The organism is Methylobacterium terrae (assembly GCF_003173755.1).
Classification (GTDB): Bacteria; Pseudomonadota; Alphaproteobacteria; order Rhizobiales; family Beijerinckiaceae; genus Methylobacterium; species Methylobacterium terrae.
Genome location: NZ_CP029553.1, coordinates 346,051 through 360,181 on the forward strand (window position 1 = coordinate 346,051; position 14,131 = coordinate 360,181).

A 14,131-nucleotide genomic window follows, 5' to 3' on the forward strand; every position below is an offset into this window, starting at 1 on the left:
CCGCCCGGCGCAGGGCCTCCCGAGCGGGAGCCCCGCCCTCCACTCACGCCGCCCTGACAGTCTCGAGGAACCGCCGCACCTCCGCGGTCAGGCCCTCGGACTGGCGCGACAGCGCGGTGGCCGAGGCGAGCACCTGGGTCGCCGCGGCGCCGGTCTCCTCCGCCGCGCCCGCCACGCCGGCGATGTTCCCCGTCACCGCGTCGGTGCCGGAGGCGGCGCGGGTGACGTTGCGGACGATCTCCTGGGTCGCCGCCCCCTGCTCCTCGACGGCCGCGGCGATCGAGGTCGCGACGCCCGAGATCTCGCGGATGCGCCCGGCGATGGCGCCGATCGCGCCGACGGCCTGCTCAGTCGAGCCCTGGATCCGGCCGATCTGGGCGGTGATCTCCTCGGTCGCGCGGGCCGTCTGGCCGGCGAGTTCCTTGACCTCGGCGGCGACCACCGCGAAGCCGCGGCCCGCTGCCCCGGCGCGGGCCGCCTCGATCGTGGCGTTGAGCGCGAGCAGGTTGGTCTGGCCGGCGATCGACGAGATCATGCCGACGACGTCGCCGATGCGGGCGACCGCGCTGCTGAGCTCCTGCACCAGGGTGCCGCTGCGGTCGGCCTCGTCGACCGCGGCGCGGGCGAGCGCGGCCGAGCCGTCGACCTGCCGGCCGATCTCGTCCACCGAGGCGCCGAGCTCCTCCGCCGCGGAGGCCACCGTGACGACGTTGCCCGCCGCCTCGCCGGCGGCGGAGGCGGCCCCCGCCGAGAGGTCGGCGGTCCGGCCGGCGGTCGCCGTCATGGTGCGGGCGGTGGCCTGCAGCTCGGTCGCGGACGCGGAGACCTGGCCGACGATGCCGCCGACCGCCCGCTCGAAGGCGTCCGCCATCTGGCGCATCCCGGCCCGGCGCTGCTCCTCGGTCGAGGCGCGGGCGAGCGCGGCCTCCTCCTCCAGTGCCCGGCTGCGGATCAGGCTGTCCTTGAACACCCCCACCGCGCGGGCCATCCGGCCGACCTCGTCGCGCCTGTGCGTGCCCTCCACCGCCACCGCGACGTCCCCGGCGGCGAGCCGCTCCATCGTGCGCGACATCGCCACGACCGGGCCGGCGACGCCGCGCTGCAGGATCAGCCAGGCGAGGACGAGCGCCAGGGCGCAGGCGGCCGAGGCGAGCGCCACGGTGGTGACCCGGGCGTCCTCGCCGGCGGCCGCCGCCGTCCCGCTCGCCTGCCGCATCTTCGCCTCGGCGCCGGCCTCGATCGCCGACAGGGCGCGGCGGGCTTCCGCCAGCGCGGGATCGACCCGCTCGCGGCCGACCTTGAGCGCCTGGTCCTGCTGGCTGCCGAAGGTCTTGGTGATCACGTCGTCCGTCGCCTCGAACGCCTGGTTGAACCGGGCGAGGACCTGGTCGGTGCCCGCCGCCGCCTCGGGCATCAGGGCCTTCAGCCGATCGAGCCGGCCCGGCAGGCCCGCGGCGATCGCCTTGGTCTCCTTCTCGAGGGTGTCGAGCTCGGTCATCGAGCTCTCCGAGACGATGCGGTTCACCACGGCGCCGTAGCGCGCCAGGTCGAGCTGGACCTCGAACGCCGCGCGCCCCGCCGCCACCTCGCGGCCGAGCACGTCCTGGTAGGTCTGGGCGATGAGGCTCATCCGCGAGAGGGAGAAGCCGCACAGGCCCGCCAGCATGACGAGCAGCAGGCCGACGGGAATCGACGCCTTGGCGAGGATCCGCATGTTGTAAAGGCGAGGGCGAGGCACGGTGCCGCTCCGTTGGGGCAAACTCGCCGGATCCTGATCGAACGGACTGAAGGTAAGATTAATGTCCTAAGGTCAGCCCCGGCGGTGGCCCGCCGGTCCGGCGCGCCATCGGGATACGGAACCCCCGCCCTGATCCTCGCGGTCGGCGCGGCGCGGCGACCGGACCGGGGTGCCGCATCCGTCCACCGCCGACCGGGCGTTCACCCGCTCCTCCGGGCGGTCCAGCGCCCCGTGCAGGGGCTGAGACCGGAGAGGGTCCAGCGTCCGCTTCCGGCCGCGCCCCGCAGGCGGCCGGTGACCGCGACGCTGGCGAGCCCGCTGCGGATCGTGCCGGAGATGCGGCCGTCGGCGGCGGCCCGCCCGGAGGCGTCGACGCCGCTGCCGCCGGCCTCGTCCACGATGCCGTCCCGGATGACGATCGGGTAGCGGTAGGGGCCGGTGCAGTTCCCGGTCTCGGCGGTCGCGACGACCGACCAGGCGCCGTCGAAGCGGTTGGCCGCCGGGGCGGCGGATGCGGGAGCGACGAGGATCGAGCCGGCGAGGGCGAGGAACAGGGCCGGTGCGGGCACCGGGCGACGCGGCTGGGTCATGGTCTCCTCTGATCGGGGCTCGAGGGCGGCCGCGGAGGGGCCGCGACGGGACCGGGCACGGACGGGGGAACCGGACCGTGCCCGGCCCGCGACCGTTCCGGACACCTCGGGGGAAAGCGCCGGAACGATGGGGGACGCCCTCGGGAGCGCGTCGCTCCCCAGGGCGGTTCGGGAGGGCGGGGCCGGTCAGGCCCCGCCGAATTCGGGCTCGAGGTCCCGGGCCAGCCGGTCGCGGGCCCGGCTGACGCGGCTCTTCACGGTGCCGGCGGGGCAGCCGAGCAGCTCGGCGGCCGCCTCGTAGGTCAGGCCCTCGACCGCGACCAGCACCAGCGCCTCGCGCTGCGCCGGCTCGAGCCGGTCCAGTGCGCCTTGCAGTTCGCGCAAGGTCGCCTTGTGCTCCTGCTCGGCGGCGCTCGACAGGCCCGCCGCATGGGTGCCGTCGGGGTCGGGCACCTCGAGGCGATGCTTGCGGCGACCGTTGTAGAAGCCGTTGCGCAGGATCGCGAACAGCCAGGCCGACAGGCTGGTGCCGGCAACGAACTGGCGCCGGTGCTCCCAGGCCTTGAGCAGCGTGTGCTGCACGAGGTCGTCCGCATCGGCGCCGTGCCGGGTCAGCGACTGGGCGTAGCGGCGCAAGCGCGGCACCGCGTCGAGCAGTTCCTCCTTGAAGCGCGCCGGGACCTCGCGCGAGGCCTGCGCCACCTCGAGGGCACGGGTGATGCGTGCCAGAACCTCGCCGAGGCGCGATCCGCCGTCGAGGTCGACGACCTCCGGGTAGTACTCCCGCAGCAATCCGCCGAGATGCGACTGCATCAGGGCGATGGCGGCGTCCGATGCGGCGACCGGCTGGCGCGGCTCGTCGTCTGTTCGCACGGGAAGGAGCTCTTGAACTTCACCCTGTCGGACTAGACCGCACCTCCCGACGGCCTAGTCCCGTGCGGCAGGTCGCCGTCCGGACGACGATGCAACTTATTTCTGGTCGCCGCCAATTACGTCAATGATACGATTTTACCGGTGAATCTCGCCGCCCGGCGGGAACCCGATAGCGCGCGATCCGTTTGTGCTCCGCTGCCCGAGGGGCGAGCGCGAAGGCCGCCGAGGGCGGCGGCCCCGAGCGAAAGGATCGAGCGAGCCGTGACCGCGGGCGTCGACAGGCACGAACTCCGGCAGATCATCGCCGGCCTCAGCGAGGGGGTGATCCTGGTCGAGCCCGACCAGACCATCGCCTACGCCAACGAGGCCGCCCTGGCGATGCACGGCGCCGAGAGCCTGGACGAGATCGGCGCGACGATCGACGCCTACCGCGAGCGCTTCGCCCTGCGCTACCGCAACCACCGCGCCCCGGAGAGCTACCCGATCGAGCGGGTCGTGGCCGGGGAGCGCTTCCACGACGTGGTGGTCGAGGTGACGCGCACCGACAGGCCGGATGTCGGCTTCGTGCACTCCCTGCGCAGCCTCGTCGCCACCGACCGGGAGGGCAAGCCGAGCTGCCTGGCGCTGATCCTCAAGGACGTGTCGGACCAGTTCGAGGCCGAGGAGCGCTTCGAGCGCACCTTCAACGCCAACCCGGCGCCGGCCGTGATCACCCGCCTCTCCGACCTGCGCCACGTCAAGGTCAATGCCGGCTTCCTCGAGATGACCGGCTACACCCGCGACGCCGTGATCGGCCGCAGCGTCTACGAGGTCGACGTGCTGGCCAACGCCCGCAACCGCGACCTCGCGGTGTCGCGGCTCGACCAGGGCGGCACGATCCCGCAGATGGAGGCGCGCCTCGAACTCCCCGACGGCGGCAGCCGCTTCGTCATCGTCGCCGGCCAGCCGATGGAGATGGGCGACGAGCCCTGCATGCTGTTCACCTTCGCCGACCTGGAGCTGCGCCGGAAGGCCGAGACGGCTTTGCGCCAGAGCGAGGAGCGCTTCGCCAAGGCGTTCCGCCTCACCCCGGTCCCGACGATGCTCGCCCGCGCCGAGGACTTCCAGGTCACCAGCATCAACGAGGCCTTCGGCCGGGTCTTCGGCCACGGCGAGGACCGGGTGGTTGGGCGCACCCCGGCGGAGTTCGGGCTGTGGGTCTCGGACGAGCAGCGCCGGCGCTTCGAGGACGTGCTGCTGCGCACCGGCTGCGTGCTAGGGCTGGAGGTGTGCCTGCGCCACGAGAACGGCGCCGACCTCGACTGCCTGGTCTCGGCCGAGCGCGTCACCATCAACGACGGCGAGTTCGTGCTTTCGGTCCTGCAGGACATCACCGAGCGCAAGCACACCGAGCGCGAGCTGTTCGACGCGATCGAGACGGTGATGGCCGACACCTCCTGGTTCAGCCGCGGCCTGATCGAGAAGCTCGCGAACCTGCGCCGGCCCGGCCGCGAGGCGCCGGGCGCCGCGGTGCCCGACCTGACGCTGCGGGAGCGGCAGATCCTGAACCTGATCTGCTCGGGCCTCGACGACGACGGCATCGCCCGCAAGCTCGGCCTGTCGCGCAACACCGTGCGCAATCACGGCGCCGCGCTCTACCGCAAGCTCGGCGTGCACCGCCGCACGGAGGTGATCCTGTGGGGCCGCGAGCACGGTTTCCCGCTCCAGGCATCCGGTAGTTGAAGTTCAATCTACCGGTATTTTCCTACCATTGAACGCGCGTCCGGGACGCACATCTTCCCGGCGGTCGGAGTTTTCTCACTCGTCACGAGGTGCTCATGACCAAGCGCGCGCCATCGACTTCCACCGAGCACGTCAAGGGCTCGGTGAAGGAGGCCATCGGCAAGCTCACCGGCGACGTCCGGATCGAGTCCGAGGGCCGGCGTCAGAAGGACGAGGCGAGATCCCCGAAGGGGACCGGGCCTCGCCGGGACTGACGCGACACGCCGTCCGGCCTCCCCGCACGGGGGCGCCGCCCCACCCCACCCCACCCGAAGAAGAGGGAGAATCGACATGGTTGACACGGATCGCATCACCGGCGCCGCCCGCGAGATCGGCGGCAAGATCCAGGGCGCCGTCGGCGACCTGACCGGCTCGCACCGCGACTCGGCCGAGGGCCGCTTCCGCGAGGCGCAGGGCGCGGCGGAGAACGCCTACGGCCAGGCCAAGGACACCGTCCGTCAGGTGGCCGATCGGGCCCAGGACTACGCCGGCCACGCCGCGGATCAGGCCCAGGACTACGCCGAGGACGCCTACGAGCGCGGCAGCCACTACCTGCGCCGCGGCACCCGCCAGGTCAGCCACCAGGTCGCCGAGTACCCCGTCGCCTCGCTGGTGATCGCCGGCCTCGTCGGCTTCGGCCTCGGCCTCCTCGTCAACGCCAACCGCGATTGACCTCGCGCCGCTCGGCGTCGCGGACGAAGATCGCGCCCCGGGGCGCGGGAGCGCCGGGGTCCGGTGCCGTCCCGACCCGGGAGGCCCGATCCGAGATGCTCTGCCCCGAGATGCTCTGCCCAGAGATGTCCGGCCCCGAGATGCTCTGCCCGAGACACGCGGCCACAAGTTGCATGAACGACCCGGAGTAACGACGTGACCCTCCAGACCCCCGTTTCCCCCCTGGCGACCGCGGCGCAAGCCGATACCCGCGCGGTCCTGCTCAACCAGGTCTCCTGGGGCGCCATCTTCGCCGGCGCCGTCACGGCGCTCGTGACGCAGGTGATCCTCAACCTCGTCGGCGTCGGCGTCGGCCTCTCGTCGGTGGGCGTGAACGCCGCCGACAACCCGGCCGCCTCGACCGTGTCGACGGGGGCGGGCCTGTGGTTCGTGATCTCGGGCATCGTCGCCTCGCTGGTCGGCGGCGCCATCGCGGGCCGGCTCTCCGGCAAGCCGCTGCCGGGGGCGGCCGCCCTGCACGGCCTCGTCTCCTGGGCGGTGACGACCCTGGTGGTGATCTACCTGATCACCTCGGCGGCGAGCGGCCTCGTCGGCGGCACGCTCAGCACGGTCTCGAGCGCGCTCGGCGGGGCCGGCAACCTCGTCGGCGGCACGGTGCAGACCGCCGCCCAGGCCGCGGCCCCGTCGCTGTCGAAGGTCCAGAACCCGCTCGAGGGCATCGAGGACAAGGTGCGCCAGCAGGCCGCCGGCCAGGACCCGCAGGCCGCCCGCGACGCCGCGGTGGCGGCGGTGCGCGCCGTGCTGACCGGCGACGCCGCCCAGAAGGAGCAGGCCAAGACCCGCGCGGCCGACGCGCTCGCCAAGGCTCAGAACATCTCGCCCGACCAGGCCAAGGCGCAGATCGACGACTACCAGAAGCAGTACGACCAGGCGGTCGCCACCGCCAAGCAGAAGGCCGAGGCCGCGGCGGTCGCCGCCAAGTCGGCCGCGACGCAAGGAGCGTTCTACGCCGCAATCGCGCTGCTGCTCGGCGCCGCCGCCGCCTTCTTCGGCGGCCGCCTCGGCGCCCCGAAGCTCGTCGGCGCCTACGACACCACCCGCCGCGTCTGACCGCATCCCGGCTCCCGCCCCGCGGCGGGAGCCCCCCATCCCGACCCCGATTCAGGAGAGCGTTCGATGAGCAGCACCACCGACAAGCTGAAGGGCCTGGCCAACGAGGCGCTCGGCAACGTCAAGCAGGGCGTCGGCAAGGTCACCGGCAACGACCAGCTCGTCGTCGAGGGCAAGGCCCAGGAGCTCAAGGGCGAGGCCCAGCGCACGGTCGGCGAGGCCAAGGACGGCCTGAAGGGCGTCGCCGACGCGATCACCGGCCGCAAGTAAGGGCCGCCGGGACGATCCATCCCGGTGCGGCGGGGCTCGCCCGCCGCACCGGTTTCCCGAGACTCAGGAGGACAGCATGAACCGGGACCAGTTCCGTGGCGCGTCGCGTCACCTGAAGGGCCGCGTGCAGACCGCCCTCGGCGGCCTCACCGGCGACCCCGCGCGCCAGGTCCGCGGCGCCGCCAACCAGGCGGCCGGCGGGGCGCAATACGCCTACGGCAGCGCCCGGGACCGGGCCGAGGATCTCGTCGACGACGGCCGGCGCCTCGCCCACGAGGCGCGCGAGCGGGCCGAGGACTTCGCGCATCAGGCCCGTGGGCGGGCCGGCGCGCTGGTCGAGGACGGGCGCCACGCCGCCCGCGCGGTGCATCGCCGCGGCACGGCCTACGGCCAGCGCGCCGTGCGTTACGCCGAGGGGCACCGCACCAAAACCGTCGTCGGTCTCGCCGCCCTCGCCTTCGCGGCCGGCTGGCTCGTCCGCCGAGGGCGCTGATCCCCGGCCACACCGCCCCCGAGAGGAGATACGCCGTGCTGCGCAAGATCTTCACCCTGTTCGTGCTGCCGAGGCTGATCGCCTACCTCAGCCGCCGCGGCTCCCGCCCCCGGCCCGGCCGGACCTACTGACGGCGCTCCGCGAGCCGGGGCTTCTACCGGGCCGATGCACCGGCACCGGCCGCCCCGAGAAGGCGGCGGAGCGTCGCCTGTTCGGTTCCGATAGCAGTTCAAGCGCGGGACCCCTCTCCGGGCGAGCTCAGGCTCGCCCGGAGAGGGGGAAGTACGCTCTACCTTTGATCGATCGGGTCGAACCGGACTTGGACGACCGCCCCGTCGGCCGTCGCACGGCACCCCCGTACCCGCACCGGACGTTACGAAACCGTCATCCCCCGCTCAGCATCGGTTAAGCCGGTGCGGCGCGTGATGGCGGCCGGTGGCAGGGGGATGAGGGCGCGCCATGGCGGTCGATCCGCGTCGAACGGCGCTCGCCCTCGGGCGGTTCGGGCTCGGCGCCCGTCCCGGCGACCTCGCGCGGGGGGAGCCGGTGGAGGACATCCTTCGCCGCGAGGTGCTGGCGGGCACCGTCCCCCTGCCGAGCGGCCCCGACCTCGCCGCCACGCCGACGCTGCTCTCCGCGCTCCAGGCCGAGGAGCAGGCGCGCAAGCTCGCCCGGGAGGGCGCCTCGGACGCGCCGATCCCGGAGGGGCCACCGCCGCCGCCGCTGCCGGAGCGCACCTATCGGGCCGAGGTGGCGGCGCGCCTCGCGCTCGCGCAGGCCGCGTCCACCGGCTTCGTCGAGCGCCTGGTCTGGTTCTGGGCCAACCACTTCACGGTCTCGGTGGCGCGGGGGCCGCGGCTGCGGGTCAGCGCCGGCGCCTTCGAGCGCGAGGCCGTCCGCCCGCACGTTCTGGGCCGCTTCCGCGACATGCTGCTCGCCGCCGCCACCCATCCGGCGATGCTGATCTACCTCGACAACGTCGCGTCGGTCGGCCCGAACTCGCCGGCGGGCCTGCGCAAGGGCAAGGGACCCGACCGGGGCCTCAACGAGAATCTCGGCCGCGAACTCCTCGAGCTGCACACCCTGGGGGCCGACGGGGGCTACACCCAGGCCGACGTGACGGCGCTCGCCCGCATCCTCACCGGCTGGTCGCTGCAGCGCGACGGCAACGCCGAGGGCCTGCCGGGCTCGACCACCTTCCGCCGCGGCGCCCACGAGCCCGGCGCCGTGACGCTGATGGGCCGCACCTACCTCGACGTCGGGCCCGGGCAGCTGCGCATGGCGCTCGACGACCTGGCGGCCCATCCGGCGACCGCCCGCCACATCGCCCTGCGCTTCGCCCGCCACTTCGTCGCCGACGACCCGCCCCCCGCCCTGGTGGCGCGCCTGGGCCGGACCTTCATCGACCAGGACGGCGACCTCTCCCGCCTGGCGCTGACGCTGCTCGAATCCCCGGAGGCCTGGGACCCGGTGCAGCGCAAGGTGCGCTCGCCGCAGGAATTCCTGGTCGCGGCCCTGCGCGGGCTGGCGCTCGCCCCCGATCCCAGGACGGCGATGGCGGGGCTCGCGAGCCTCGGCCAGCCGTTCTGGGCGGCTCCGGCGCCGAACGGCTACCCGGACGAGGCCGGGGCCTGGGCCTCGCCGGAGGGGTTGCACGCCAGGCTCGACCTCGCCGCCCGGGCGGGCCAGCTCGCCGCCGGCACCGATCCGACGGCTCTCGCCGACGCGGTGCTCGGGCCGCTCGCGAGCGACGAGACCCGCACTGCCCTGCGCCGGGCGGAGAGCCGGGCGCAGGGGATCGCCCTCGTCCTGATGGCGCCGGAATTCCAGCGTCGGTGAGACCCCGTGAGGTAGGATCCATGGCCGACCACTGCGACTCCCATCCGAGCCGCCGGGCGATCCTCGGCACCGCCGGCGCGCTCTTCGCCTGGGGCGCCATTCCCCGCACCGCCACCGCGGCGCCCGGCGCCCGCGACGCCCGCCTCGTCGTGGTGATCCTGCGCGGCGCCCTCGACGGGCTCTCGGCGGTGGCGCCGCTCGGCGACCCGGCCTACGCGGACCTGCGGCCCGGCATCGCGCTGGCCCGCGACGGGTCCGGAGCGGCCCTCCCCCTCGACGGCTTCTTCGCCCTGCATCCGTCGCTCCCGACCTTCGCCCGGCTCTACGCCGCCCGCCAGGCCCTCGTCGTTCACGCCGCCGCCACGGGCTACCGCGAGCGCTCCCACTTCGACGGGCAGGACGTGCTCGAGAGCGGCCAGCCCGGCCCCGGCCACACCGCCAGCGGCTGGCTCAACCGCCTCGTCGCCGCCCTGCCGGCCGGAGAGGGCATCCCGCCCCGCACGGCCCTCGGGGTCGGGGTCGTGCCGCCCCTGATCCTGCGCGGGCCGGCCCCCGTCCTCGGCTGGGCGCCGCCGCGCCTGCCGCGGGCGAGCGACGAGCTCGGCCGGCGGGTGCTCGGCCTCTACGAGGCCCGCGATCCGATGCTCGCCGCCGCGCTCGCCCGCGGCCTCGACGTCGATGCCCTGGCGGGGGGCGGGCCGAAGGGCTCGGGCGGCCTGCGCGGCCTCGCCGAGGGCGCGGCCCGGCTGATCGCGGCCGATGACGGCCCGCGCATCGCCGCGCTCGCCCTCGACGGCTTCGACACCCACGCCAACGAGGGCGGCGCCACCGGCCGCCTCGCCGGGCTGCTCGGCGGGCTCGACGGCGTCTTCGCGGCCTTCGCCGAGATCCTGGCGCCGCGCTGGTCCGACACCGCGATCCTGGTCGTCACCGAGTTCGGCCGCACCGCCCGGGTCAACGGCACCACCGGCACCGACCACGGCACCGGCACGGTGGCCTTCCTCCTCGGCGGCGCCGTGCGCGGCGGCCGGGTCCTCGCCGACTGGCCGGGCCTCGGCCCCGCGCAGCTGCGCGAGGGCCGCGACCTCGCCCCCACCACCGACGTGCGGGCGGTCGCCAAGGGGCTCGCGAGGGACCTGTTCGGCCTGTCGCCGGCGGTGCTCGCCGGCCGCGTCTTCCCGGGCAGCGAGGGGGTGCGGCCGATGGGTGGTCTGGTGGCGTAGGCGCCGCCGCCCGTCCTCATGCGCGCCGTCCGGGACGAGGCCGGGCGGACTCCCCCCGGTACGCCCCCGCCTCTTTCCTGTGCATGCGACAGCCTTCCTGTGCATGCGACAGCCTTGGCCCGGACCCGCCGCAGCCCCGGAGCGTTTCCCGCAGCAGACAACGGGAGCGGGAGCCGATGGCGAAGCGCAAGGCGAGGCAGCGCGCGACGGTGGGACCTGAGGAGGGCGTGGCGCCGCTGGTGCCGCCCGGCGCCCTCGCGGTGGCCCTGCTCGGCCTGCGCGAGCGGAGCCGGCCCCTCTTCCACGTCGCCCGCGACACCCGCCGGCTGGAGGAGCTCGCGGCGATCCTGCGCGGGCTGGCGCCCGGCCTCGGCGTCGCGATCTACCCGGAATGGGACTGCCTGCCCTTCGACCGCGCCTCGCCCTCCCGCGGGACGATGGGGGCGCGGGCCGGCGTGCTGCGCTGGCTCACCGATGCCGACCACCTGCCCGACATCGTGCTCACCACCGCGCCGGCCCTGATCCAGCGCGTGCCGCCGCCTGAGACCTGGGCCGACGCCCGGGTCGAGATCGCGGCCGGCGACGCCCTCGATCCCGGCCGCCTGACGGCGGAGCTGCAGCGCCTCGGCTACATCCTCGACGACCGGGTCGACGAGCCGGGCGAGGTCGCGGTGCGCGGCCGCACCATCGACGTCTTCCCGGCCGCCGCCCCCCGGCCGTGCCGGATCGAGCACGAAGGAGGCCGGGTCACCGCGATCCGCAGCTACGATCCGGTCTCGCAGCGCTCCCTCGACGAGGTCGAGACGCTGGTGGTCGATCCGGCGACCGAGGTCATCCTCGCTCCCGATTCGCCGTTGCGCCTGCGGCCCTTCACCGGCCAGGAGCACGGGCTGCCCACCCTCTACGGCAAGCTCGCCACGGTGCTCGACTACGTGCCGCAGGCCCGCCTGGTGGTCGAGGCCGGGGCCGAGGCCCGCGCCGACGCCTTCTTCGAGCAGATCGCCGAGGGGCAGACGAGCGAGGTGGGACAGCGCGGCAAGGCGGCGCCGCTCTACCTCTCCGCCGCCGAGTGGACGAAGACCCGCGAGGCCCGCGAGGTGGCGCAGGCGAGCGACGCGCAGGCCGACGCGCTCGCGGTGCCGGCCTTCGTGCGCGAGCGTCGGCCGGGCCCGGCCTTCTCGGCCTACCTGCGCGAGCGCCTGAAGGCCGGCGAGCGGGTGGTGCTCGCCGGCGACGCCACCGCCCTCAAGCGCCTGTCTCGCCAGGCCGCGCGGGCGGCGGAGCGGGGCGTGCGCCCCGTCGCCGACTGGTTCGAGGCCGCCGCCGCCGCGCCCGGCGAGATCGTGGCGCTCGCCGCCCCCCTCGATGCCGGCTTCCGGGTGCCCGACCTCGCCGCCACGGTGATCGCCGCGCCCGACGTCCATGGCGGCACCTCGGTGAAGGCGAGCGCCGGCCAGCCGGTGATCCTGCCGATGGGCGAGGTCGACCTCCGGGTCGGCGACGTCGCGGTCGACCGCGACCACGGCCTGTGCGTGTTCGAGGGGCTGGAGCGCATCGGCACCGGCGACGGCGGCGGCACCGAGGCCCTGCGCCTGCGTTTCGCCGGCGACGCGACCCTGATGGTGCCGGTGGCCCAGGCCGACCGGATCTGGCGCTACGGCTCCGAGGAGGAGGCCGTCGCCCTCGACAAGCTCGAGGGCGGGACCTGGGCGAAGCGGCGCCTGACCACCGAGGCCGGGCTGGCGCGGGCCGCCCGGGCGATGCTGGCCGCCGCCGAGGAGCGCCGCGAGGCGAAGGCGCCCGCCCTGGTGCCGCCGGAGCGCGAGATGGAGCGCTTCGGCGCCGGCTTCGGCTTTCCCCTCACCCCCGACCAGGCGAAGGCCGTCGACGGGGCGCTGGCCGACCTCGCCGGCGAGCGGCCGATGGACCGGCTGGTCTGCGGCGATGTCGGCTTCGGCAAGACCGAGGTGGCGCTCCGCGCCGCCGCCGCGGCGCTGCTCGCCGGAAAGCAGGTGGCGGTGGTGGCGCCGACCACCGTGCTGGTGCGCCAGCACCTGCGCACCTTCGAGCGGCGCTTCTCCCGCTTCGGCATCGGGGTGGCGCAGCTCTCGCGCCTCGAAGGCGCGGCGGAGGCCAAGCGCGTGCGCCGGGGCCTCGCCGACGGCTCGATCCGCCTCGTCGTCGGCACCCACGCGCTCGCCGGGCGCGGCGTCGCCTTCGCCGATCTCGGCCTCGTGGTGATCGACGAGGAGCAGCGCTTCGGCGCCGCCCTGAAGGAGCGCCTGCGGAGCATGGCCGGCGACGCCCACGTGCTGACGCTGACCGCAACGCCGATCCCCCGCACGCTGCAATCGGCGCTCGTCGGCCTCAAGTCGCTCAGCGTCATCGCGACGCCGCCGGCGGTGCGCCAGCCGATCCGCACCCTCCTGACGCCGCTGCACGACGACACGCTGCGGGCCGCGCTGATGCGCGAGAAGGGCCGCGGCGGGCAGAGCTTCGTCGTCTGCCCGCGCATCGAGGAGATCGGCCCGATGGCCGAGCGCCTTCGGCAGCTCGTGCCGGAACTCGCGACCGTCGTCGCCCACGGCGAGATGAAGCCGGCCGAACTCGACGAGATCATGGTGCGCTTCGCCGACGGCGAGGGCGACGTGCTGCTCGCCACCTCGATCATCGAGAGCGGGCTCGACGTGCCGCGGGCCAACACGATGCTGGTCCACGACGCCGAGCGCTTCGGCCTCGCCCAGCTGCACCAGCTCCGCGGCCGGGTCGGGCGCGGCCAGCGCCGCGGCGTGACCTACCTGCTGACCCGGCCCGACCGCGCGCTGCCCCCGGCGGCCGAGAAGCGCCTGCGGACGCTCGAAGCCCTCGACCGCCTCGGCGCGGGCTTCGCCATCAGCGCCCGCGACCTCGACCTGCGCGGCGCCGGCGACCTCGTCGGCGAGAACCAGGCCGGCCACGTCAAGCTGATCGGGCTGGGCCTCTACCAGCACCTGCTGCAGCTCGCGCTGCGCGCCGCCAAGGGCGAGCCGGCGGAGGATTGGGCGCCGGAGATCAATCTCGGCCTCGCCGGCGACGTGCCGGAGGATTACGTGCCCGAGCCCGAGGTGCGCTTGAGCCTCTACACCCGGCTCCTGCGCCTCGGCGCGGCCGAGGAGGTCGAGGCCCTGCGCGGCGAGGTCGAGGACCGCTTCGGGCCGCCGCCCGCCGGCGTACGCGCGCTGTTCGCGCTGGCCCATCTGCGGGTCGCGTGCCTGACCCTCGGCATCGCCCGCCTCACCGGCGGCCCGCAGGGCCTGGCGATCGACTTCCGGCCCGGCTGCGCGCCCGCGGCGATGCCGCTCTCCGACGAGGTGACTGCCCGCGACGGGCGGCTGATCCTGCGCCGCCCCTGCGACGATCCGGACCGGCGGGCCGAGGCGGCGGCGGAGTTCCTGCACAGGGTCCAGGAGGCCCGCGACCACCAGGGCTGAGTGACGACACGTTCCGGTCCGCAGGTTTCATCCCCGCGGCCGGAACGATCGCCCACGGTCAAGGTTGAATCCCGGACCCCGGGAGCGAGGGG

General features: G+C 74.9%; 12 protein-coding genes. 9 read left to right on the forward strand and 3 right to left on the reverse strand.

What is annotated here, in order from left to right; all coding sequences use genetic code 11:
- Positions 1 to 43 precede the first annotated feature (43 nt).
- The 3 genes from DK419_RS01525 to DK419_RS01535 form a co-directional block, all read right to left on the reverse strand.
- Entirely contained in the window at positions 44 to 1,714 is a 1,671-nt protein-coding gene (locus DK419_RS01525) for a methyl-accepting chemotaxis protein (protein WP_109957538.1), read from the reverse strand.
- A 224-nt stretch (positions 1,715 to 1,938) separates the two neighbouring features.
- Entirely contained in the window at positions 1,939 to 2,328 is a 390-nt protein-coding gene (locus DK419_RS01530) for a hypothetical protein (protein WP_109957539.1), read from the reverse strand.
- A 186-nt stretch (positions 2,329 to 2,514) separates the two neighbouring features.
- On the reverse strand, positions 2,515 to 3,201 hold the full coding sequence (locus tag DK419_RS01535) for a sigma-70 family RNA polymerase sigma factor (RefSeq protein WP_245442787.1): 687 nt from the start codon (positions 3,199 to 3,201) through the stop codon (positions 2,515 to 2,517).
- 261 nt (positions 3,202 to 3,462) lie between these two features.
- Between DK419_RS01535 and DK419_RS01540 the strand changes: the two genes are divergently transcribed.
- The 9 genes from DK419_RS01540 (at position 3,463) to DK419_RS01580 (ending at position 14,039) form a co-directional block, all read left to right on the forward strand.
- Positions 3,463 to 4,923, forward strand: a complete 1,461-nt coding sequence (locus tag DK419_RS01540; protein WP_109957540.1) for a helix-turn-helix transcriptional regulator — start codon at positions 3,463 to 3,465, stop codon at positions 4,921 to 4,923.
- A 95-nt stretch (positions 4,924 to 5,018) separates the two neighbouring features.
- On the forward strand, positions 5,019 to 5,177 hold the full coding sequence (locus DK419_RS01545) for a CsbD family protein (protein WP_109957541.1): 159 nt from the start codon (positions 5,019 to 5,021) through the stop codon (positions 5,175 to 5,177).
- 76 nt (positions 5,178 to 5,253) lie between these two features.
- A complete protein-coding gene (locus DK419_RS01550) occupies positions 5,254 to 5,634 on the forward strand; it encodes a CsbD family protein (RefSeq protein ID WP_109957542.1) in 381 nt (126 codons plus the stop codon).
- Between the two features lie 195 nt (positions 5,635 to 5,829).
- Positions 5,830 to 6,744 (forward strand): PhnA-like protein, encoded by a 915-nt coding sequence (locus DK419_RS01555; RefSeq protein ID WP_109957543.1) that lies wholly within the window; start codon positions 5,830 to 5,832, stop codon positions 6,742 to 6,744.
- A 66-nt stretch (positions 6,745 to 6,810) separates the two neighbouring features.
- Positions 6,811 to 7,014, forward strand: a complete 204-nt coding sequence (locus tag DK419_RS01560) for a CsbD family protein (protein WP_109957544.1) — start codon at positions 6,811 to 6,813, stop codon at positions 7,012 to 7,014.
- A 76-nt stretch (positions 7,015 to 7,090) separates the two neighbouring features.
- On the forward strand, positions 7,091 to 7,507 hold the full coding sequence (locus tag DK419_RS01565; protein ID WP_109957545.1) for a CsbD family protein: 417 nt from the start codon (positions 7,091 to 7,093) through the stop codon (positions 7,505 to 7,507).
- 459 nt (positions 7,508 to 7,966) lie between these two features.
- Positions 7,967 to 9,346 (forward strand): DUF1800 domain-containing protein, encoded by a 1,380-nt coding sequence (locus DK419_RS01570; protein WP_109957546.1) that lies wholly within the window; start codon positions 7,967 to 7,969, stop codon positions 9,344 to 9,346.
- Between the two features lie 20 nt (positions 9,347 to 9,366).
- Positions 9,367 to 10,569: a DUF1501 domain-containing protein gene (locus DK419_RS01575; RefSeq protein WP_109957547.1), complete on the forward strand. Its 1,203-nt coding sequence runs from the start codon at positions 9,367 to 9,369 to the stop codon at positions 10,567 to 10,569.
- 176 nt (positions 10,570 to 10,745) lie between these two features.
- Entirely contained in the window at positions 10,746 to 14,039 is a 3,294-nt protein-coding gene (locus DK419_RS01580; protein WP_109957548.1) for a DEAD/DEAH box helicase, read from the forward strand.
- Positions 14,040 to 14,131: the final 92 nt, after the last annotated feature.